The sequence below is a fragment of the Bradyrhizobium sp. YCK136 genome, from assembly GCF_044570075.1.
In the GTDB taxonomy this organism is placed as follows: Bacteria; Pseudomonadota; Alphaproteobacteria; order Rhizobiales; family Xanthobacteraceae; genus Bradyrhizobium; species Bradyrhizobium diazoefficiens.
Genome location: NZ_CP172425.1, coordinates 62,835 through 84,694 on the forward strand (window position 1 = coordinate 62,835; position 21,860 = coordinate 84,694).

The 21,860-nt window shown below is 61.1% G+C and carries 16 protein-coding genes and 8 pseudogenes; 11 read left to right on the top strand and 13 right to left on the bottom strand.

Annotated elements, in window-relative coordinates; translation table 11 throughout:
• Positions 1-213: 213 nt before the first annotated feature.
• From tnpC (ACFLEY_RS47510) to ACFLEY_RS47535, 6 genes and pseudogenes are all read left to right on the top strand, one after another.
• On the top strand, positions 214-1,341 hold the full coding sequence (gene tnpC / locus ACFLEY_RS47510) for an IS66 family transposase (RefSeq protein ID WP_396605019.1): 1,128 nt from the start codon (positions 214-216) through the stop codon (positions 1,339-1,341).
• Between the two features lie 66 nt (positions 1,342-1,407).
• Positions 1,408-3,165, top strand: coding sequence for an IS21-like element IS1631 family transposase (gene istA, locus ACFLEY_RS47515; protein WP_100214066.1), 1,758 nt, complete (start codon positions 1,408-1,410; stop codon positions 3,163-3,165).
• Positions 3,166-3,169: 4 nt separating this feature from the next.
• A complete protein-coding gene (gene istB / locus ACFLEY_RS47520) occupies positions 3,170-3,937 on the top strand; it encodes an IS21-like element IS1631 family helper ATPase IstB (RefSeq protein WP_038952109.1) in 768 nt (255 codons plus the stop codon).
• 275 nt (positions 3,938-4,212) lie between these two features.
• A pseudogene (locus ACFLEY_RS47525) lies at positions 4,213-4,704 on the top strand (sigma factor-like helix-turn-helix DNA-binding protein); the annotation flags it as partial.
• Positions 4,705-4,995, top strand: a pseudogene (locus tag ACFLEY_RS47530) (transposase); the annotation flags it as partial.
• Between the two features lie 148 nt (positions 4,996-5,143).
• Positions 5,144-5,353 (top strand): annotated as a pseudogene (locus tag ACFLEY_RS47535) (IS256 family transposase); the annotation flags it as partial.
• A 31-nt stretch (positions 5,354-5,384) separates the two neighbouring features.
• On the opposite strand, the gene ACFLEY_RS47540 reads toward ACFLEY_RS47535, so the two are convergent.
• Positions 5,385-5,651: a hypothetical protein gene (locus ACFLEY_RS47540; RefSeq protein WP_060913161.1), complete on the bottom strand. Its 267-nt coding sequence runs from the start codon at positions 5,649-5,651 to the stop codon at positions 5,385-5,387.
• 289 nt (positions 5,652-5,940) lie between these two features.
• On the opposite strand from ACFLEY_RS47540, the gene tnpA reads away from it, so the two are divergent.
• The 3 genes from tnpA to tnpC (ACFLEY_RS47555) all read left to right on the top strand — a co-directional run bounded on the left by tnpA (position 5,941) and on the right by tnpC (ACFLEY_RS47555) (position 8,414).
• On the top strand, positions 5,941-6,381 hold the full coding sequence (gene tnpA / locus ACFLEY_RS47545; protein WP_035693717.1) for an IS66-like element accessory protein TnpA: 441 nt from the start codon (positions 5,941-5,943) through the stop codon (positions 6,379-6,381).
• Positions 6,362-6,715 carry an IS66 family insertion sequence element accessory protein TnpB gene (gene tnpB / locus ACFLEY_RS47550; protein ID WP_018270214.1) on the top strand — a complete coding sequence of 118 codons (354 nt, stop codon included), beginning with the start codon at positions 6,362-6,364 and terminating at the stop codon, positions 6,713-6,715. The genes tnpA and tnpB overlap by 20 nt, the downstream gene beginning before the upstream one ends.
• 100 nt (positions 6,716-6,815) lie before the next feature.
• On the top strand, positions 6,816-8,414 hold the full coding sequence (gene tnpC / locus ACFLEY_RS47555) for an IS66 family transposase (RefSeq protein WP_018270215.1): 1,599 nt from the start codon (positions 6,816-6,818) through the stop codon (positions 8,412-8,414).
• Between the two features lie 11 nt (positions 8,415-8,425).
• Here the strand turns inward: tnpC (ACFLEY_RS47555) and ACFLEY_RS47560 are convergent, their stop codons facing one another.
• The 6 genes and pseudogenes from ACFLEY_RS47560 to ACFLEY_RS47585 form a co-directional block, all read right to left on the bottom strand.
• Positions 8,426-8,851, bottom strand: a complete 426-nt coding sequence (locus tag ACFLEY_RS47560; RefSeq protein WP_232674808.1) for an ATP-dependent endonuclease — start codon at positions 8,849-8,851, stop codon at positions 8,426-8,428.
• Positions 8,852-9,097: 246 nt separating this feature from the next.
• Positions 9,098-9,598: pseudogene (locus ACFLEY_RS47565) on the bottom strand (tyrosine-type recombinase/integrase); the annotation flags it as partial.
• A pseudogene (locus tag ACFLEY_RS47570) lies at positions 9,595-10,183 on the bottom strand (tyrosine-type recombinase/integrase); the annotation flags it as partial. The pseudogenes ACFLEY_RS47565 and ACFLEY_RS47570, both read right to left, overlap by 4 nt.
• 69 nt (positions 10,184-10,252) lie before the next feature.
• Positions 10,253-11,020 carry an IS21-like element IS1631 family helper ATPase IstB gene (gene istB / locus ACFLEY_RS47575; RefSeq protein ID WP_038952109.1) on the bottom strand — a complete coding sequence of 256 codons (768 nt, stop codon included), beginning with the start codon at positions 11,018-11,020 and terminating at the stop codon, positions 10,253-10,255.
• Between the two features lie 4 nt (positions 11,021-11,024).
• Positions 11,025-12,782: an IS21-like element IS1631 family transposase gene (gene istA / locus ACFLEY_RS47580; RefSeq protein WP_100214066.1), complete on the bottom strand. Its 1,758-nt coding sequence runs from the start codon at positions 12,780-12,782 to the stop codon at positions 11,025-11,027.
• A 66-nt stretch (positions 12,783-12,848) separates the two neighbouring features.
• Positions 12,849-13,199: a hypothetical protein gene (locus tag ACFLEY_RS47585; protein WP_396605020.1), complete on the bottom strand. Its 351-nt coding sequence runs from the start codon at positions 13,197-13,199 to the stop codon at positions 12,849-12,851.
• A 234-nt stretch (positions 13,200-13,433) separates the two neighbouring features.
• Between ACFLEY_RS47585 and ACFLEY_RS47590 the strand changes: the two are divergent.
• Positions 13,434-13,718, top strand: a pseudogene (locus tag ACFLEY_RS47590) (transposase); the annotation flags it as partial.
• A 3-nt stretch (positions 13,719-13,721) separates the two neighbouring features.
• Here ACFLEY_RS47590 and ACFLEY_RS47595 read toward each other — a convergent pair.
• A pseudogene (locus ACFLEY_RS47595) lies at positions 13,722-14,219 on the bottom strand (transposase); the annotation flags it as partial.
• Between the two features lie 206 nt (positions 14,220-14,425).
• On the opposite strand from ACFLEY_RS47595, the pseudogene ACFLEY_RS47600 reads away from it, so the two are divergent.
• Positions 14,426-15,110 (top strand): annotated as a pseudogene (locus tag ACFLEY_RS47600) (IS6 family transposase).
• Here ACFLEY_RS47600 and ACFLEY_RS47605 read toward each other — a convergent pair.
• From ACFLEY_RS47605 to ACFLEY_RS47625, 5 genes are all read right to left on the bottom strand, one after another.
• Complete coding sequence (locus ACFLEY_RS47605) at positions 15,107-16,033, bottom strand: LysR substrate-binding domain-containing protein (protein ID WP_049810652.1); 927 nt, start codon at positions 16,031-16,033, stop codon at positions 15,107-15,109. The pseudogene ACFLEY_RS47600 and the gene ACFLEY_RS47605 overlap by 4 nt on opposite strands.
• 194 nt (positions 16,034-16,227) lie before the next feature.
• Complete coding sequence (locus ACFLEY_RS47610; protein ID WP_080586871.1) at positions 16,228-16,521, bottom strand: EscF/YscF/HrpA family type III secretion system needle major subunit; 294 nt, start codon at positions 16,519-16,521, stop codon at positions 16,228-16,230.
• A 177-nt stretch (positions 16,522-16,698) separates the two neighbouring features.
• Entirely contained in the window at positions 16,699-18,081 is a 1,383-nt protein-coding gene (locus tag ACFLEY_RS47615) for an FHA domain-containing protein (RefSeq protein ID WP_028154110.1), read from the bottom strand.
• Positions 18,078-20,090, bottom strand: a complete 2,013-nt coding sequence (sctV, locus tag ACFLEY_RS47620; protein WP_085965873.1) for a type III secretion system export apparatus subunit SctV — start codon at positions 20,088-20,090, stop codon at positions 18,078-18,080. Before sctV ends, ACFLEY_RS47615 begins: the two co-directional genes overlap by 4 nt.
• 727 nt (positions 20,091-20,817) lie before the next feature.
• The gene (locus ACFLEY_RS47625) at positions 20,818-21,699 is read right to left on the bottom strand and encodes an ISL3 family transposase (protein WP_202802075.1); all 882 of its coding nucleotides are present in this window, start codon (positions 21,697-21,699) and stop codon (positions 20,818-20,820) included.
• Between the last annotated feature and the right edge of the window lie 161 nt (positions 21,700-21,860).

A 21,860-nucleotide genomic window follows, 5' to 3' on the forward strand; every position in this document is an offset into this window, starting at 1 on the left:
CGCCCCCACAAAGGATGGTGGGGGTCCCGAACCTCGACCACCTCCGGAAATGATTCGTCAGACTCACTATCAGGGACATTCCTCAATCCCCTCGTTTGAAGGGCTGAACTGGAAGCGAGTGGGCGAACGGATTGTCGCGACGCCAGCTGCGGCGAACTGACTCAGACCCGACAACCTGCTTCGCGCGGGGCTTTGGGATGATAGCTTGCGGATGTGCCGCCGTCCCCCATTGATCCCGCCCGTCTTGCAGCGCTGCCCGCCGATTTGCGCGCGCTCTTCCGCGCGCAGGAAGCGATGATTGAAGCCGAGCGTCGTCGCGCAGACGATGAATGCTCGGCGCGCCTTCATGTCGAGAGTGAACTGGCTGCGTCCAAAGAGAGCGTCGAACGCCTCGAACTGCTCGTGAAGGAGTACGAGCGCGCACGTTTCGGTAAACGCTCGGAGAAGTTCAATCCCGATCAGATGCAACTGGTTCTCGAGGACATCGAGATTGCCATCGCCGAAGTCCAGGAACGCCAGGACGATCGTGCGCGCCGCGCCGGCACGGCGCCGTCCAGCCGCCGGACCAGGCGCGCTGCCCGTGCCTTTCCCGCGCACCTGCCGCGCATCGAGCAGGTGATCGAACCCGAGAACCTCGAGTGTCCCTGCGGCTGCGGCCGGATGGTCCAGATCGGCGAGGATCGCTCCCGCCGTCTCGATGTCATGGCCGCCCAGTATCGTGTGATCGAGACGGTGCGACCGCGCTACGCCTGCGCAAAGGGCTGCACCGGTGTTGCTCAGGCGCCGGCGCCCGCCCATCTCGTGGAGGGTGGCATCCCCACCGAGGCGCTGCTGGCGCAGGTGGCGGTCGCCAAGTTCAGCGAGCACATGCCACTCTATCGTCAGTCGCAGGTTCTGGCTCGGCATGGCATCTTCATCGATCGCGCCGTTCTGGCAGACTGGATGGGAACGGTCGCCTTCCACCTCGCGCCGCTGGTCGAGCGCATGAGCGTCGTGATGAAGCAATCGGGCCGCTTGTTCATAGACGAGACCAGGGCGCCTGTGCTCGATCCGGGCCGGGGCCGAACGAAGACCGGCTATCTGTGGGCTGTCCTGCGCGACGATCGCGGCCACGGCGGCGCTGATCCACCAATCGTGGTCTACCACTACGCGCCAGGACGCGGTGGTGACCATGCTGAGCGCATCCTCGAGGGCTTCGACGGCATCCTTCAGGTCGACGGATACCAGGCTATCATCGGCTCGCACGGCCCAAGCGCAAAGGCGGCGTGCCGCTGCGGCTGGCCGCATGTTGGTCCCACTCCCCCGTGGGTCGGTCAAAACCCCCCGGGTATGGTCACTTGAAACTCCCCCACCTGATGATCGCCGTCAGCGCCGCTGAACAGCAGTAGCCGGTCAGGCAGGACGTTTATGTTCGACCCCTTTAGCCAGCAAGGGGCCGGGGAGTTGAACGTCTTGAAGCGACATCTGCAAAGCACCGTACTTACATTACTTGATCGCAACACCAGCCAGCGCGAGATTCACCGGCTGACGGGTGTCGATCGCAAGACGATCCGGCGTTATCAGGCGCTGCGGGCCGGTGCGGAGGCAAATTCCCCCGGGGAAGTGACCACCGGCTCGGTGAGCGCGGACGGCCAAATTCCTCCACCCCGACCACCGGCTTTTGGGACATCGGAAGCGACGGTCACCAGCAGCCTGGCCCGTTCGGCTTGCGAAGCGCATCGGACGTGGATCGAAGAACAGGTCCGGCTGAAGCGGAACGCGCAGGCGATTTACCAGGACCTGGTTGATCAATTTGGCTTTCCGTCCAGCTACCAGAGTGTCAAGCGGTTTGTGCGCCGGTTGCGGCACGCTGATCCTGAGCAGTTTGATCGTCTTGAGTTCCTCCCCGGCGAGGAAGCTCAGGTCGACTATGGCGAGGGCGCGCCGACGGTTGATCCGAAGAGCGGGCGGTACCGTCGTCCCCGCCTGTTCGTGATGACGCTACGCTACTCGCGGCGCAGCTTCCGGCGGGTAGTCTGGAAGTCCAGCCAACAAGTCTGGGCGCAGCTCCACGAAGAGGCGTTCCGGTATTTTGGCGGGGTCCCCAGCTATGTCGTGCTCGACAACCTGAAGGAAGGCGTCCTCAAGCCGGATTTGTACGAGCCCCAGCTCAACCCGATTTACAGCGCGATGCTGGCTCATTACGCCGTGGTCGCCGATCCCGCGCGCGTGGCCGATCCAAATCGGAAAGGATGCGTCGAGAATGCGATTCAACATACCCAGGGCACTGCGCTGGCCGGACGGCGCTTCGAGACGCTGGAGGCGCAAAACGAGTTCTTGAGGCACTGGGAGGAGAACTGGGCTTCCAAACGCATCCACGGCAGCACGCGCCGTCAGGTCGAGGCGATGTTCCAGGAAGAGAAGCCGCACCTGCGGCCGCTGCCTGTCGCTCCCTTCCGCATCTTCACCGAAGTCGTCCGGACTGTCTGCGACGACACCACCGTACGCGTCGACAACAGCTATTACGCCGCGCGGCCCGCGCCGATCGGCAGCCAGGTCGTCGTGCGCATCTACACCACCACGATCGAGATCCGTGATCGCCACACCCGTGCGCTGCTGCGTGTTCATTCCCGGATGGCGCACCCCGGTTCTGTCGTCCTGCCGACCAGCGAACGGCCGTTCAACCCGTCGCGGCAAACCGCCGTGCTGCTGGCGAGCGCCGAGCGCATCGGACCGCAGACCAGGGCCTTGTGCCAGCAGGTGTTCGACACCGAAGGGCGCCCCGGACAGCGCGCGATGTGGGGCATTGTCGGGCTGGGCCGGAAGTATCCGGCGCGGCTGGTCGAGCAGGCCTGCGCGCACGCCATCGACAACCGCATCTACCGCTACAAGCACGTGCGTGCGACCGTCGAGCGGTTGTTCGAACAGGCGATCGAGCAGGTTGGAGTGACGCCACAGCCGGCATCGCCGCTCACCCAGGATCATCCGCTGATCCGTACCCCCGCGGAATACGGCGACCTCTTCAGCCGCGCTGTGCGGCGCGACGCCGACGACAATGGTCGGCAGGCCGAGGCTCACGACGATCACGCCACGGCAATCCGCGCTCGTGTCGCCTGCGCAACCCCGGCCAACTCCGGCGCCACGAGCGCTCCCGCTGCACCTTCTCACCTTAAACTGGAGACCTAGCCACATGATGACCATGCCGGAAATTGAGCGTTGCCTACGACAGCTGCGCCTGTCGGGTGTCCGCGACACGCTGCAGACGCGCGTGCTCCAGGCGCAGGGCGCCAACCAGCCCTTCCTCGAGACCTTCTCCCTTATCCTGCAGGATGAACTGGACCGTCGTCAGTCCCGTCTTATCGAGCGGCGATACCAGCAATCCGGGCTCGACGAAAAGCTGACGCTCGCCGAGTTCGACTGGTCCTTCAATCCCAAACTGCCACGTCAGACCTGCTTCCAGCTCCACACCCTGGCGTTCATTGCCGCTGGCGAGAACGCTCTGCTTGTTGGCAAACCTGGCACCGGGAAGTCGCACATCGCCAAGGCGATTGCCTATCAGGCGATCCTGCAAAGCCACAAGGTCCAGTATCTTGAGACCGACGACTTCTTCCACCGCTACGCCCTGAACTCTCCGGCACAACGCGAGGTCCGGCTGCGAACCATCATCGACTGCGATCTCCTCGTGCTGGACGATCTATTCCTCGCACGCGCCATCCCCGACGACGCCGGCACTTTGCTGCAGACCCTGATCCATCAGCGTTACAAACTGCGCCGCAGCGTCATCGTCACCTCCAATCGCGTCGTGCAGGATTGGGGGGCATACCTTGGGGACAACACTATGAGCACGACGATCCTCGATCGCCTTATGCATCATTGCCATCTGCTTGAGTTCGACGGACGCAGCTATCGGCTCAAAGAAGCCGCTGAAGCTCTTGCCCGGGAAACAAACTCAAACTAACAGTCCCTTGTCCTGCCTCGCGGGTGGAGGAATTTGACTGACCACACCCGGAGGAATTTGAAGTGACCCGCGGGGGTTAAGCCGACACCATTCCGTCACGGATGCGCGTTTCGCGGGATCGTGAGCGCGGATTTCAGGGGATCGTGAGCAGAGATTTCAGACGATCGTGAGCAACGATTTCGCGGGATCGTGAGCAAGGCTTTCGGAGCCTTGCAGCGCTTCGGCCGACAACTCAACCGGCTTAGGGATGACCTCGTGGTTAACGAGGAAGTCCAATGCCTACCCAGAGATTGTCGATGCGCCGGATCAAGGAAGTCCTTCGGTTAAAACATTTTCAAGGCCTGCCAGAGCGGGCCATCGCGCGGAGCGTGGGCGTCAGCAACGGCGTTGTGCACAGCTACCTGAGCCGCGCCCGCTCTGCTGGGTTGAGCTGGCCGCTTCCGGAGGGAATGACCGATGAAGACCTGGAGCTTTTGCTTTTCCCGGCCCCACGACCAGCGTCTCAGAGCCCGCAGCGGCCGGTGCCCGACTGGAGCTACATCGATAAAGAGCTCCGCCGGCGCAACGTAACCCGTCGCCTGCTCTGGGAGGAGTATCGCGCCGTTAATCCCGACGGTTTCGGGTACACGTGGTTCTGCACTACCTACGAGGCCTGGAAGGGGCGGGTCCGACCTTCGATGCGGCAGATTCATCTGGGCGGCGAGAAGGTGTTCGTGGATTTCGCCGGCGACACCATCGACATCGTCGATCCCCTGACCGGGGAAGTGGGCAGCCAGTTCACCAGCCTCGAGTTCACCGATGTGCTGCTGGACGCGAAGATCGCCATCAGCATGGACGGCAAGGGCGCCTGGCGCGACAACGTGTTTGTCGAGCGGCTCTGGCGCACGGTCAAATACGAAGAAGTTTATCTCCGCGCCTACGACAGCGTGTCCGAGGCGCGAGCGTCAATTGCCAAGTATCTGGCCTTCTACAATCAGGGACGCCCTCACTCGAGCCTTGACGGGCGCACGCCCGACGAGGCTTACTTCGGCACGCAAGCTATGGTGATGGCCGCATGACCGTCGCCGACGGTTTTGTCGTCGCTCTGGTCGGGCTACGCCCTCCCGACGCAACGACAAAACCGTAAAGCCCCGCGTTCAGCATAACCCGGCAGGAATCCACTTAAATCCAGCGGGGCGCTGTCCAAACAACCGGGGCCAGCTCTGCGTCTTCGCCACGGTGCGCCACCGAACGGTGCGGACCAAGGGATCGCTGTCGCAACAAACTGCGAAGCTGATGGTGTTCAAGCTCATCGACGCCGCATCGAAGACCTGGCGGCGATTGAAGAGCACGAACCAGTTGCCGAAAGTCATCGCCGGTGTAAAGTTCATCGACGGAATCGAAGTCATTCCGAACACTGAAAGCCACGCCGCCTGATCAGGCCGCGTCACCCAAAATCAGCCATAGCTCAACCGACGCCCAACCGGCGCAGAGGCAGGTCTCCATCATGGAGGGAGATTCCGCCGCCGGACAGCCCCATAGCTTGCACGTCGAGCATCGCGTGAAGCCGGTCACTCACCAGCGCTCCGAGCCGCTGGGCGGCCAGCTTGGCTTCTTTGATGGTTTCGGCGAACAGTATCTGCGAGTCTTTCGAGAATTCCTGGCGCGCGACACGTCCGGCTTCCGCCATCAGCCCGCGGGATGCCGTCGGACCCTTGGTTATCCGGTTGAGCACGGATTGACGTCCCTAGCCCAGATGCCGGTCTGCATAAGGCCCGAGCCGGCTTGGCGCGACGTCCTGACGATCGTGGAAGGCTAGCGCCCTGATGCTCAGTTGGTCCTCTTTGACCCGTTCGTCATAGTGTCCACTCTGCCTCAAGGCTATGGTCGACGGTGAGCCTTATCGAAAGCGCATGTTCGAGCCCCGACTGCTCTTCATCCGTAAGCGCTCCTTTCTACGCACCTATGCAGTTGAGCGCGGGGATGGGATGAGGTGTCCACCATGAACGAGGTGGACACCATCGATGATCACTCCAGAAGAACTTTTGAGACTTGAGACGGTCGGCGTGTTGCGCAATGGGCGGCGTCGCTATGATCCGGCCAGCAAACAGCGGCTGGTCGAGGCCTGTCTGCAGCCTGGCGTGTCGCTGGCGGGGCTGGCGTTGCAACACGGCGTGAACGCGAACCTGCTGCGCAAATGGGTGGCCAAGCGACAACGTCAGAACGGGGATGGCCAGCCGGAGGCGCCGATTGCGCCAGCCTTTGTTCCGGTTCGCGCGCCGTCGCCGTCGCCAACTCGATCTGCTGGCGCGATCGCGGTTTGCGCGACGGAGCGATCCTGTGCAGGGCGGCTGACGGCATCGATGCCCAACGGCGTGACGCTTTCGCTGGAAGGCGGCGACGCGCAGTTGCTGTCGGCGGTGATTGAAGCGCTGGGGCGTTGCGATGTTCCGGCTGGCGTCTGATCTTCGGGTCTACCTTCACCGCGAACCGATTGACTTCCGGGCGGGCATCAACAGCCTGGCGATCGTGGTCGAGCAGTCGATGGGGCTGGATCCGTTCCAGCGCGCGGTGTTCGCGTTCTGCAATCGTCGCCGCGACCGGATCAAGCTGCTGATTTATGACCGGTCAGGATTTTGGATGCTGCTGAAGCGGCTGGAGGCCGACAGATTCCACTGGCCCCGAAGTCAGGAGGCGGTGCTGACGCTGACGACGGAGGAGCTGCACTGGCTGCTTGACGGCATCAACATCGCGGCGGTGCGTCGTCATCCGGTGCGGCAATATCACAGCGTGGGCTGAGCGTGTTCGATGCGGGCGGCGTCATCAGCGCTATCGGATGACGCCGGCCACCGCATGGAACTCGGTTGACGCGGCGGCATGACTTCGATTCAAGACTACGATGAGTCGCAGGCCCACGACGCACGAGCTGGAAGCCTTGATCGCGGCGCACGCGGCCGAGCTCGCGGCGCTGAAGGCGGAGAACGAGAAACTCGCGCAACGCGTCCTGCATCTTGAGGAGCAGTTGCGCCTGGAGCGCTTGCGCCGCTACGCGCCGAAGAGCGAAAAGCTCAAGGAGCGCATCTTCAACGAAGCCGAGCAGGCCGCCGCTGAAAGCCGGGACGACGACGATGTCGAGGCGGTCGCCGTGCCGGACACGGGATTGCCGGAGGCTCCAAAGCCGGCACCGAAGACACGCGGCCGCAAGCCGCTGCCTGACGATCTGCCGCGCCAACGCGTCGAACATGATCTGGGTGAGGATCAAAAGGACTGTCCGTGCTGCCGCAATCGGATGCATCGGATGGGCGAGACCGTCACCGAGCAGTTGCACGTCGAGGTGAAGGCGTCAGTGCTGCAACATGTGCGGTTCAAATATGCCTGCCGTCACTGCGAGCGCACCGCGCTGAACACCCCGATCGTGACCGCGCCGATGCCGGCGCAGCCGCTGCCGGGTAGCGTCGCCACGCCATCGACGCTGGCGCTGGTGCTCGCCAACAAATACGTCGACGGCACGCCGCTGTACCGTGTGGCGGACGCGCTGGGGCGCGCCGACGTCAGCATCAGCCGCGGGACGCTGGGCAACTGGGTGATCCGGGCGAGCGAGTTGCATCTGCATCGGGTCTATGACGCGCTACAGCAAAAGCTCAGGTCGCAGCCCCTGGTCCACGGCGACGAAACCTGGGTCCAGGTTCTGAAAGAGGACGGCCGGGATGCGCAGGCCAAATCCTTCATGTGGGCCTATCGCAGCGGCCAGGACTGCGCGCAGCCGGTCGTGCTGTTCGATTACCAGCCCGGTCGCGGCCAGGAACATCCTCAGGCCTTCCTGGCCGGCTATCGTGGCTTGTTGATGAGCGACGGCTATGACGCCTGGGGCACGCTGACAGGCGCGACCCATCTTGGCTGTATGGCGCATGCGCGCAGGAAATTTACCGATGCGCTCAAGGCCAGGAAGACGCCCGGCGGTCCGCCATTGCAGGCGCTCAAGTTCTTCGAGGCGTTGTATGAGGTCGAGAGGGTGGCGCGCCAGACGCCGCCCGACGACGAAACGCGCGCCGCATACACCTTGCGGCTGCGCCAGCAGCATAGCCTGCCGGTATTGGCCGCCTTCCGGACCTGGCTCGACGACCAGGCGCCGAAGGTCCTCCCCGAAAGCTTGACCGGCAAGGCGATCGCCTATGCGCGCAACCAATGGGATTATCTGACCCGTTACACCAGTGACGGTCTCGCCCCGATCGATAACAATGTTCTGGAGCGCGACATCAGGCCGTTTTGCACCGGACGAAAAAGTTGGCTGTTCAGCGACACCGTTGCCGGCGCCAAGGCAAGCGCCGTGATCTACAGTTTGGTGCTGACATGCCGGGCATGCGGCGTCGATCCCTATGCATGGCTACGTCACGCGCTCACCGAATTGCCCCAGCGCGCGCCAGACGCCGATATCGAAGATCTGTTGCCGTTCAACTGCACCGCTCAAAAAAACCTGCCAGCTGAGAATAGCGGCTGACGTTCGAACGCTCAGGTCAACCAAGCCGTTCCGATGACACTGCTGGGGCCCGGCGTCACGCGACGCCGCGGCCAGCCGCGCGCGTAGCCTGTGCGGTAAAATACGCGCTTACCTTCATCCGGGTCATCTTCCAGCTTCTTGCCGGCTTCATCCCATCCCCTGAGGTAATGACCATACCGATCCTCCTTCAGGAATTCAGTGGGCAGATCGCCGATAGTGACTGTGATGGCGATCGGGTTGGCTTTTGGGTCAACGGCATAGAAGTCGGTATCGAAGGTGAGGCTGTTGCGCGGAGCAAATGCCAGCTCGATGGCGTCGATAACAGTCGTTTTCCCCGAATCGCTTGGGCCGACCAAACAATTGGTTTCAGGCGCCGGATGCCACGAGATCTGCTTGATCCCTCTAAAGTTGATTATCTCGACGCGAACGATTCGCAAGCCTTGCCCTCCCCCTGCCACGAATAGGCTATCATGAAGCTGCAACTAGTGGTAGCCGTTGGAATTCAACAACCAGCGCCGGAATATTCTGAAGAGAGTCCAAAGTTCAGCACGCTCATCATCGCTCAATACCAGGGGCGCAAGTCGCTGGGCCGCCATCAGATCCTCCGTCACTGTTGCAGCCGCCATCTCTGGCACAGCGACGCGAATCTAATGCGAATCTACGATTGCGAACTTGTGACTCGGGAGCTCTGAGAGGCGTAAGCCCGTCTGGGCCGCGACCAGCAGCAGCAAGGTGTGATCGCGGCGGCCAAGCCACGTCGTTCGATCAGGCGCGGCGAGAACCGCCTCGATCTCGGGGCGCGTCAGGAAGTGCACCTGTCGCTTGTCGTGGCGCTTGCTCGGTATGGCGAGTACGCGCTGGATCAGCGCACTATGTGCCGGTTCCTCGAAGGACACGAACCTGAAGAAGGATCGGATGGCGGTCAGACGCAGGTTACGCGTCTTCGCGCTGACGCCGCGCTTAACCTCGAGATCGGTGAGGAACGCGCCGATGAACGTTGCATCCAGATCGGCGAGCGTCAGGGCCGATGGGGACTTCCGCAGCCGCACCTGCGCGAACATGAACAGCAGCCGGAACGTGTCCCTGTAGGAGGCGATCGTATTGGCGCTAACATTGCGCTGGCGCATGAGGTGCTCGGTGAAGAAGCGTTCGATCAACGTGGCGACATTGCAGGCGGGCTTCATAGCGTCACCTCCCATCGCCGGTCGAGACGCCGCGCCGCTTCTTCCATCAACTCGGGGCAGGCCGAGAGATACCAGTAAGTATCGCGCACGCAGGCGTGGCCGAGGTAAGTGGACAGCACTGGGAGCTGCTGCTCGACGTTCTTGCCTTCGCGATACCAGTCGAGCAGCGTCGCGGATGGCGAAGCGATGACGGAAGTCGTGCACGCGTGGCCCGGTACGATCACCTGGGCGCCGCAGCCCGATCTCTCTGGACAATCGCCAGAAGACGCGATTAACGTACTGGTGAAGCAAGCGGCCTCCCTGTTCGGCAACCAAGAAGGTCGAGCCGCAGCATGATCCGAGCAGCGCATCGCGCCGGTGGACGTAGTCGCGCAGCGCTGTTCTCGTCGTCGGATGCAATGGCACGAGCCGCGACTTGCCGAACTTGGTCAGCCGGACCGTCAGCACGCCGGCGTCGAGATCGACGTCATCACGCTCCAGGCCCATCGCCTCGGATATGCGCATGCCCGTCACCGCGATCAGCCCGAACAAGGTATGGTAGGTCCATCGGCGCAGCCCGTCCTCTGGCGGCAGAGCCAGCCCCGCGGGTCACTTCAAATTCCTCCGGGTGTGGTCAGTCAAATTCCTCCACCCGCGAGGCAGGACAAGGGACTGTTAGTTTGAGTTTGTTTCCCGGGCAAGAGCTTCAGCGGCTTCTTTGAGCCGATAGCTGCGTCCGTCGAACTCAAGCAGATGGCAATGATGCATAAGGCGATCGAGGATCGTCGTGCTCATAGTGTTGTCCCCAAGGTATGCCCCCCAATCCTGCACGACGCGATTGGAGGTGACGATGACGCTGCGGCGCAGTTTGTAACGCTGATGGATCAGGGTCTGCAGCAAAGTGCCGGCGTCGTCGGGGATGGCGCGTGCGAGGAATAGATCGTCCAGCACGAGGAGATCGCAGTCGATGATGGTTCGCAGCCGGACCTCGCGTTGTGCCGGAGAGTTCAGGGCGTAGCGGTGAAAGAAGTCGTCGGTCTCAAGATACTGGACCTTGTGGCTTTGCAGGATCGCCTGATAGGCAATCGCCTTGGCGATGTGCGACTTCCCGGTGCCAGGTTTGCCAACAAGCAGAGCGTTCTCGCCAGCGGCAATGAACGCCAGGGTGTGGAGCTGGAAGCAGGTCTGACGTGGCAGTTTGGGATTGAAGGACCAGTCGAACTCGGCGAGCGTCAGCTTTTCGTCGAGCCCGGATTGCTGGTATCGCCGCTCGATAAGACGGGACTGACGACGGTCCAGTTCATCCTGCAGGATAAGGGAGAAGGTCTCGAGGAAGGGCTGGTTGGCGCCCTGCGCCTGGAGCACGCGCGTCTGCAGCGTGTCGCGGACACCCGACAGGCGCAGCTGTCGTAGGCAACGCTCAATTTCCGGCATGGTCATCATGTGGCTAGGTCTCCAGTTTAAGGTGAGAAGGTGCAGCGGGAGCGCTCGTGGCGCCGGAGTTGGCCGGGGTTGCGCAGGCGACACGAGCGCGGATTGCCGTGGCGTGATCGTCGTGAGCCTCGGCCTGCCGACCATTGTCGTCGGCGTCGCGCCGCACAGCGCGGCTGAAGAGGTCGCCGTATTCCGCGGGGGTACGGATCAGCGGATGATCCTGGGTGAGCGGCGATGCCGGCTGTGGCGTCACTCCAACCTGCTCGATCGCCTGTTCGAACAACCGCTCGACGGTCGCACGCACGTGCTTGTAGCGGTAGATGCGGTTGTCGATGGCGTGCGCGCAGGCCTGCTCGACCAGCCGCGCCGGATACTTCCGGCCCAGCCCGACAATGCCCCACATCGCGCGCTGTCCGGGGCGCCCTTCGGTGTCGAACACCTGCTGGCACAAGGCCCTGGTCTGCGGTCCGATGCGCTCGGCGCTCGCCAGCAGCACGGCGGTTTGCCGCGACGGGTTGAACGGCCGTTCGCTGGTCGGCAGGACGACAGAACCGGGGTGCGCCATCCGGGAATGAACACGCAGCAGCGCACGGGTGTGGCGATCACGGATCTCGATCGTGGTGGTGTAGATGCGCACGACGACCTGGCTGCCGATCGGCGCGGGCCGCGCGGCGTAATAGCTGTTGTCGACGCGTACGGTGGTGTCGTCGCAGACAGTCCGGACGACTTCGGTGAAGATGCGGAAGGGAGCGACAGGCAGCGGCCGCAGGTGCGGCTTCTCTTCCTGGAACATCGCCTCGACCTGACGGCGCGTGCTGCCGTGGATGCGTTTGGAAGCCCAGTTCTCCTCCCAGTGCCTCAAGAACTCGTTTTGCGCCTCCAGCGTCTCGAAGCGCCGTCCGGCCAGCGCAGTGCCCTGGGTATGTTGAATCGCATTCTCGACGCATCCTTTCCGATTTGGATCGGCCACGCGCGCGGGATCGGCGACCACGGCGTAATGAGCCAGCATCGCGCTGTAAATCGGGTTGAGCTGGGGCTCGTACAAATCCGGCTTGAGGACGCCTTCCTTCAGGTTGTCGAGCACGACATAGCTGGGGACCCCGCCAAAATACCGGAACGCCTCTTCGTGGAGCTGCGCCCAGACTTGTTGGCTGGACTTCCAGACTACCCGCCGGAAGCTGCGCCGCGAGTAGCGTAGCGTCATCACGAACAGGCGGGGACGACGGTACCGCCCGCTCTTCGGATCAACCGTCGGCGCGCCCTCGCCATAGTCGACCTGAGCTTCCTCGCCGGGGAGGAACTCAAGACGATCAAACTGCTCAGGATCAGCGTGCCGCAACCGGCGCACAAACCGCTTGACACTCTGGTAGCTGGACGGAAAGCCAAATTGATCAACCAGGTCCTGGTAAATCGCCTGCGCGTTCCGCTTCAGCCGGACCTGTTCTTCGATCCACGTCCGATGCGCTTCGCAAGCCGAACGGGCCAGGCTGCTGGTGACCGTCGCTTCCGATGTCCCAAAAGCCGGTGGTCGGGGTGGAGGAATTTGGCCGTCCGCGCTCACCGAGCCGGTGGTCACTTCCCCGGGGGAATTTGCCTCCGCACCGGCCCGCAGCGCCTGATAACGCCGGATCGTCTTGCGATCGACACCCGTCAGCCGGTGAATCTCGCGCTGGCTGGTGTTGCGATCAAGTAATGTAAGTACGGTGCTTTGCAGATGTCGCTTCAAGACGTTCAACTCCCCGGCCCCTTGCTGGCTAAAGGGGTCGAACATAAACGTCCTGCCTGACCGGCTACTGCTGTTCAGCGGCGCTGACGGCGATCATCAGGTGGGGGAGTTTCAAGTGACCATACCCGGGGGATTTTGACCGACCCACGGGGCCAGCGCTGCCGTCAGCAACGCATCGATCTCCGCGTCGCTGTAGACATAGGGCTTGGCGCGCTTCCATCCCGGCAGCATGCCGACGGGCGGCACCTCCGTTCTCGGATCGAAGTTGGCGACATGGCGCGCGAACCCGCGCACGTCGCTCAATCGCAGCGCCCAGGATGCATGACGATCGGGCGGCAGCGTCGCCCATTCCATTGCCAGCTTCGTCGTGATGATCCTGGCTTTGCGCTTCTCCATGAAGGCGACGAAGTCGGCGAGCCGACGGGTCTGGTGCTCGTACTTGTATCCCAGTCCCTTGCGCATGCTCAGGTACTTATCGAGTGCGGAGCGCAGATTGGTCGTTGCACGCCTCCCGGCCAGGGCAAGCTCAATGTTCTCAGCGCATCGATGTCGACCTTCGCGTAAATCCGGGTGGTGTCGTGGTTCTCGTGCCGCAGCAACTGTCCGATCTCCGACAAGGTCGCGCCAGATCGATAACGTACAGAGTCTTTCGCACTTTCAGGATTGACGGCTCCTTCTAGAATGAAGGAGCTTTGAATGAACGATGGGAATGCCATGGGTCAGGTGATCCAAATTGATGAGGCCCGGATTCGAGATCACCTGGGCGAGATGGTCCGCGGGACGGTGGAAGAGACACTGAACGCCATGCTGGAGGCCGAAGCGGACCAGCTGTGCGGTGCTGGGCGTTATGAGCGCAGCCCGGCCCGGCAGGACACGCGGGCGGGCAGCTACGAGCGAACGCTGCAGACCAAGGCGGGCGACGTCAATCTGAAGGTTCCGAAGCTACGGCGGCAAACCTTCGAGACGGCGATTATCGAGCGCTAGCTGATGGCCGTGGACGACGTCGCAGGTATCATCGATGTCGAGCGTGACGGATGCCGGCTCGTGGGGGTAGCTATCCATCCATGCGTCGACCAAAATGTAGGTCAGTCGGATCACGTCGCGCAGGCGCGGAGCATTCTCCAGCCGCGACAGCGTCGGCTGGGAACACAAATCCCGGCCCGTGTCCGGTAGGCGACCGCAGGCCAGTTTGAATGCCGGATCGGACCTCAGATGATCGAGGTCGTCGGCGTCCTCGTAGCCGCAGCAGATCGCGAACATGCGAGCGCGGAACATATCGACCAGGCTGTGCACGACCCGCGTCGGATCGCGCCGATCCGGGAACACCCGGGCCAAATTGTTGGCCAAACCGAGACGCCGCTCGGCCATCGCCAGAAGCATCACGCCCCCGTTCGAGGTTAGGCGCCCACCATCGAAGGCAGCTGTGACTTTCTTGGCGTGAACGGCTGGAAACGAGAAGGGCGGAATCGTATCGTCGGTCATGGCGGGCGTGGCGTTCGCGGTTGGAGGTGATGGGGTTGGCTTCGCAACCGAATCCTACGCCGCATCAGCGCTTTACAGAGCTGGTCCCGATTGTCTGAACAGGATCTCCGCGTCGATAAGTGGAGCGTCTGCCGGGGTTAGGCTGCCAGGCGGGGTGGCAGCGGGGTGAAGTAGGCTTGATCCGGCGTGCTGCCGTCAAGACTCGAATGGGGACGTCGGCTGTTATACGCATGGTCGAGGAAATGCTGGCGGCGCGTGGCATCGGTGTGACCTATGAAAGCGTGCGCCAGTGGGGAAGGAAATTCGGCAAGGCGTTCTCCGATCGGATCCGCCAGCGCGCTCCCGCTCGTGGCGACAAATGGCATCTGGACGAGGTCGTTGTCTCGATCGCGGGCGAACAACATTGGCTCTGGCGCGCTGTCGACCAGAATGGCTTCGTTCTCGACGCCTTGATCCAGCGCCGAAGAGACTCGCGCGCTGCGCAACGGCTCATGAAGACGCTCTTGAAATCCGCCGGCACGCCGCCGCGCGTGATGATCACGGACAAGCTGCGTTCGTACGGCGCTGCGAGAGCGAAGATGGGCTTTCACGTCGAACATCGCCAGCACAAAGCTCTCAACAATCGGGCCGAGAATTCTCATCAGCCGACGCGGCGACGCGAGTGAATCATGAAGCGTTTCAAATCGTCCCGTCAGGCTCAACGGTTTCTGTCAGTTCATGATCAGGTCGCGAACCTTTTCCACATCCCCTATCCCGGAGCCGTCACTGCCGACTTCCGTCGTGCTTCGCGCGAATTAGCCTTTGCGACTTGGCGCGAGATCTCGACGACAAGCGCTATCGCCGAATCTCGAACCTTTGAGAATCGTCTCCTTCGGCTCGGCGGTCGATTAAGTTGACGATGCCGCAAGAGGTCTTGTTTGAAGCACTTTTCGTACCTGCGCAATCAGCAAGGAGCTCACGGCTTCGGCGGCGGGGGCGAGGTCGCCAGAGGAGATGAGGCAAGCCGTCATATGGATCGGCGGATCTATTACGAGCGGCCTCAGATCTTCGTCGCCCGGAATATCGGGAATTTCGCCCTTGGGCAGGATCGCATTTGCGAGACCCGCCCTGACGAAGGAGAGCGCATTGGCGAACGTGTCGACTTCTGCGATGCAATTCGGCATGACGCCGGCCGCTTCAAACGTCCGATCTAATGCGTCGCGAATCGTGTTTGGGCGTGTCGGCAATACAAGAGGGAGCTCAGCCAACTCCTCAGGCGAAATGGCCGGAGCGACGTCCCCTTTAGCGCGAGGACGTACCAAGTGGAGCCGTTGTTGAAACAGTGGCTGGCGGGTAACGCCTGGGGTGGGCGCATCCTCGAGCACAGCGCAGATGTCAAGGGCTCGCGATGCGATGAGTGGCTTCATCTGAAGAGAGTCACCGGTAACAAGATGGAGGCGCACTTTTGGGAGCACTGTCCGGCTGCCTTCGATCAAGGCGCAGGCGAACGAAGCGGCGAACACCGAGGCCATCCCGAGCTTTACCGTACCTTCCGGTACTCCTGCCGCAGAGCGGACGATGCTGCGCAGTTGGTCAACCTGCTGAAGGATGGACATGGCCTCGCGATAAAAGACCGCACCCTCGCGAGTTGGGCGAACGCCGCGTACGCTACGGTGCAGCAGCGCCACGCCGAGCTCGGCTTCTAAGGCAGCCATCTGCTGACTCAGGGCCGGCTGCGCCACGTGGATCGTCGCCGCTGCTTGGCAAAAACTACCAGCATCCACGATGCCCGTGAAATATCGGAAATGACGTAGCTGCATAAGGCTGGAAGACATAGCGCTTTAACATCGTCCGTCGTTGTTCAGACCTTTGATTGTGGCGTGCGGTGCCAGCGGATCAAAAATCCCGGATGCATATTGGGACGAATGCATTTGCCAAAAAACGGGAAGCACATCACCGGTGCACGGCAGGTCGGATACTACGTCCGCCGACAGCGGACCTCGAATCGAGGGAGCCTAACCGGCGTACCTCAGCCAATGTTCCTGATAATACCATTCAGCGCCTCGTGAACTGCTTTGATGACAGTCGAATTCAGGCTCAAGAGTGTAGTATGTGTGTTCAATGAGAGCTGAAGCTTGAGCTGATCCATGGTGTCGTCCGCTTTCATGGTCGTCATGTGAGTTCTCAAGCTCAGTTCAGATGCCGCAACAGATCTGCCAAGCGAGCCATTGATCCTGCTGAAATCCACCTCACCCCTCCAAGCCAGAGGATCGCCTGCTGTGGTGGCGCATCCATGTTGTACTGACAGCGTCTGCTGCGGCATTTATCGCGTCAAGCAATGTGCACAATGCGTCGAAATGACGCCTCGTGACGCCGCTATCCATGTCACGTTTCAACGATTGTCGCCAACTCTCGAACTCTCTCTCGAGGGCAGATAACTCGGTGCCATCGACATCGTCTACCAGCTGCTTCTGCAGCTCAAGCACGACCAGATGATCGCTCACAGTTGATCCTCCTCTGTTATCCATTCCGGCTTGTTCGGATAGGCAATGTGCACGTCGGACTCTCCGACACGCACAAGCATTCCGTCGCGATTGATGACAACGATCTTGCCGAAATGATCGATATTGTCGCCGACTTTCAGGCGCGCTCCGTTCTGAACTACGATGAATGGAGACCGGCCGAGGTGCACACCTCTCGCTGTTGGCAATACAACTGGCAAACAGTGTGCCTCAAGTCGAATGTGGGGTGCGAACTTCTCCTCGAAGCGGGAAGCAACGGTCCTCCACTCGTTATAGGCGGTTGGGGTAAGCGTTCCCGAAACAATGATGACGTCTGGCTTCACCACGATGCGAATCGAGCGACGGAGTCCGACTGTCGTCGCAGTCTCTAGAAAGGTTCGCGCGCGGTCCGGCGTTACGACCGTGTCGTCAACTGTGCGTACTGTGGGAATATCCTGCTGCAGGTGACGAAGGGCCGCTTTGACAACTGCATCGCTCGGCCCATATCCCGCTATTGATATCCCTCCGGCGCTTCCCACGCGAATACTCCCATCGACGCCGAATGCCCGCATGACCGTCGTTGACAGGTCGATGATCTTTGCATCAGACAGGGCGGCTGCGGTCGCTGATTTCGCTGTTACCTCTGCTGTTAGCCCGGCGTCGTGGAGGGCTGCTTTGATCTTTGTAGCCTCTCCAGCTTGCTGGTCGCCGTCGATGAGCAGGTTATTATCGGAGAGCGCGATGCTGACGCCGCGTCCGACATTCAAATCGCGAAGGATATTCCTGGCAATTTTGATCGGGTCAGTACCCGGAACGATGGCCGAGGTGAAAGAGCAAACAACGCGCCCCATCCCGGCACTAGCTCCATAGACGATCAGCAGAAGGACGCAAGCGGCCGCACCAAGCCGAAATGGCCGAGATATCGAGTTCATCACAAGACGGGCTTCTCGACCCCGGGTCGCCGGTCCTTCGGGAGCTGAGGGGGCGCGCTCTGCATGCAGCCTTCTGCGCTCGACCGCGGAGTCGACATCGGGAAAGCCGCCGCCGGTCGGGCCGATACTGAAAATTGTCCGCCCAACCCGAACCGGAGTGAGTGGATCGAGGATTGTCGGATGGCCCGTGGGACAACCATCACCGCCGATGAGCACACCCGGTGCAAGAGCGGTGATCTGGATGCGCCCCGCCTCGATGACGATGCGAAGATGTGAACCAACTAGTTCCGGATCTGCGAAGGTGATGTCGTCAGCGCCATGGCTACCGACTAGCCAGACTCCATCGCCGAGCGATGTCTCGGCCCCATTGTTGGGGCCAGATAGCACGCGCAAGGTCAGTTGGGCCTGATCACCCGTCAGAACACCTTGTTTGATGTTGGCATTTCTCATTGCAGCGATATCCGTCCCAATGGCTGTATGGAGATATCGGGGGGAAGCTCCTGATAGGATAGCACTGGAAGTTCGTAGAAGTCGGTTTCGATGACCTTGCGTAGGTATCGACGTATGTCCGTCGAAGCCAGCAGCACCGGCTTATGCGGCTGCTGGTTTAGGTTGCCGATAGCTTCTCGTATTGCGTCAATGATCTGGCTTGTGGTTCGCGCGTCAAGAGCGAGATAGCTGCCGGCGGAAGTCTGCCGAATGGCCCTGCGTATCGTATCTTCCACTTCTGGCGTGAGAAGATAGGCGGGCAGCAGGTTCATGCCGATACAATACGGGATGCAGAGTTGCCTCTTCAGCGCACAGCGCACATGCTCAGTCAGCAGGACAACGTCTTTTTCGTTCTGTGCCCGTTCGACCAGTGCGGCGAGGATGGTGCGCATGTTACGCAGTGAAACCTCCTCCGCGATCAGCCGTTGAAAGACTTCTGAAATCTTCTGCAAATGCGCTGAGCGGAGTACTTCCTTTACGAGTTCCGGGAAGCACACCTCGATGCGATTCAAAAGAGTTCTTGTTTCCTGGATGCCGATAAACTCGAAAGCGTGCCTGCGCAGGATTAGGCCAGTTTGGTAGCTAAGGATCTGCACCGATTCCAGGAAAGGGATGCTGGCAGCTCGCAATGATTCGCGATGTATGGCGTCCACCCAAACCGTCTCGATCTGAGGAAGAAAGGATTTGTCCAGAACATACGGAATGCCCAGAAGATCGAGGTTTTCAGGAGTATCACGTGCCAAAAGAATTTGCGAGCGCAGTCGCCCTTCACCGCATGGTATTTCATTTACCATGATGACATACGCTCCATCCTTGCAGCTGTCGTTCACCCGCACATTGATCGCTGGAAGAGGGACGCCGAGATCAAGAACAAGCGCATGCCGTTCTGCATCCAACGCTTTCTTCAGTAGATCGGGAGAGGCGGCCGCCTGAACGTCGTGACCAATGTCGACCATCAGGGGCACAGTGAACTTGATGCCAATGTCGTCGGCTCCATCAGCCCCTCCGGTCGGCTCGTCCGAGGCTGTTAAGCGCGTTGCCCCTGTCACCGAGTCGCGACGCATTGCCGGTGTGGCCAGCCGCTGACTACGCTGCAATTGCCAGCCACCGCCTCCGACTACAACCGCCAAGATCATGAAGATTCCCGTCGGAAGGCCAGGGACGAACGAAAAGAGGAGGAGAATGAACGACGCGACAATCAGCGCACGTGGTTGTGCGCCGACCTCGTCGCCGATTTCGTTGCCGAGATCTGCACCGCGATGTTGGTCACTAACCCTCGTAACGATAAATCCCGCGGTAATCGCTGTGAAGAGAGCCGGTATCTGACTGACGAGCCCGTCTCCAATGGTCAGGATCGCATAGACCTCGAGCGCCTCGTACAATCCCATTCCCTTTTGAGTCGCTCCAATCGCGATACCGCCTATGATGTTCACGGCAATGCTGATCAAGCTCGCGATGGCGTCACCCTTGAGAAACTTCATGGCGCCGTCCAGAGCACCGTACAGCTGGCTCTCGCGCTCAATCGCAACGCGGCGTCGACTTGCCTCTCGGATATCAATACTGCCGGCACGCAAGTCGCCGTCAACACTCATTTGTTTGCCCGGCATCGAATCCAGAGAAAACCGTGCAGCAACCTCCGCCACACGCTCCGATCCCTTGGTGATGACGACAAACTGAACGATTGTGATGATCAAAAAGGTGACGGCGCCCACCACGAGATTGCCGGCCACCACAAAGTCCCCGAATGTCTTGATGATCTGACCGGCGTCTGCATGAAGCAAGATAGTGCGTGTCGCGGCGACGCCGAGCGATAGCCGAAATAGCGTCGTCACCAAGAGCGCTGAAGGAAAGGAGACGAACGCAAGGGGGGATTTAATGTAGACCGCCATCATCAGCAGCAGTGCCGAGAGCCCCAGGTTGAGGGCCTGTAGCACATCCATGAGGACCGGCGGCAGTGGAATGATCATCATGAAGATGATCGTGATCAGCAGCGCCACCAGAACAATATCATTACGGCCGGACGCGACTGCTCGGACACGGTCAAGAGAAGTGACACTAGCCAAGCGCGGGGTCTCCTCTGTAGGTGTGTGTCCGGCGTGAATGATGTGACGAACCGCAGACAGCTTCCTGCCTCGGCGCTGACGCTTGCCCAACTGTTTTGACTAACGCTCGTGGCGCTCGAATCGGCCCTCTCCGCGTCCTGTGCAATGGTAGAAACCACTTTGCATGGGCAGAGCCCCCTATCCGCAAATATTCAGCGTCGGCGGCGCGACGCGCCAGACGGTGTTGGGGTCGATTTGTCAGTCCCAGCTGCCATGCTCGGCACGCACCTAAGCAGCGATTCCCGCACGGCCTTTTCTTCAAAAAGTCGCTGAGCTTACGAAGTAACGTAGCGTAACATAATGCAGGTGGGCTTCTTAGGCTTCGGGACGGTTTAAGGATGCTCCGTCTCGGGGTTTGCAATCTCCGACGGTCGCCTTCGAAACAATGTCGTGTTGGGAAACGATCAATAGTGTTCCCGCCGCTCGGAGCGATTGGAGATGCGTGGGACATCCAGCGTCGATCCCGTCGGCTCCCCAAGCAAGTAAGGATCGTCCAACTGATACCATCGTTTGGCCGGAACATCACGGCGTCTCCTAAGCGTTGATTGATATTCTCGCGGTAAACCGCAGGGCGGTTCGGATAGCTCGTTCAAGATCAGTTCAACCTCTTCCGGAGGCAGCAATTATCATGCCTATTCCGTTCTCGAACTAGGAGGCCCATGTTCAGCAGGAATGTACGCGTGGCCGCGGCGCGCAAATCGAGGATTTCGGCATAGAGTGAACGGCGGTGGCGGCCCCGCGAGCGGCGCAGGGCATCAAGTTTCCTTGCGGGCTCTGCCGATAGTTCCCGCCTGGCTTTGTTGTTTCCGATCATCTCGGCAATCATGGCCTTTCCAGCAGCGCCGACCGCCTTGCGATGACGGCCAACAGCCAGACGCAGCGCTTCACCCAGGTTCTGGAGAAGGTGAAAGCGATCGGCGACCTGCGCTGCATCGGGAGCACCGCGACGCGCACCCTCGGAATAAATGCCGGCGCGATCCCGCGCGATTACCTCGATGCCTGGATGACGGCCCAGCCAAGACGCGACCGTATCGGCATTTCGATCCGGCAAAAGATCGATGACGCGATTGCGCTCCAGATCGCAGATGATGGTCCCGTAGCGCAGCCCCTTGCGCCAGGCCCAGTCGTCGATGCCGATTACACGCGGCGCTTCCGGCGACTCGAACTCGGCTGCGCGGATCATCCGCAGCAGCGTGTCGCCGCTGGCCGGCATGGCCAGTTTGCACGACAGACGCGCACCCGGCTCCCCGCCGACCGCCAAGTCGATCGACAGTTGTCTTTCGACGAGCCGGGACGTGCGTCGCGCTTTCGGCCGCACCGTTCCCGGCAACCGTTCAGTAAATATCCGACGCTGGCATTGTGAATTCGCGCATCGAAACCGTCGCGCGTGAAGCTGGATCTCGACAACCCGACCCTGCCACGGCAGATAAAGCGTCGCACGTAATGGCTGTGGACGCGGCGCGTCTGACAGCCGCAACAGGGACAGAACGAGACCGTTGACTTCGACCGAGCCACGAGCACCACTTTATCGGCCTGGGGAAGGATCTGGGCAATCGAAAGGTCAGGAGAAACCAACGAGCGGAATGCATGGAGCAAGGCGAATCACGGACGTCGACTGCGATTCCGGCCTTATGGCCT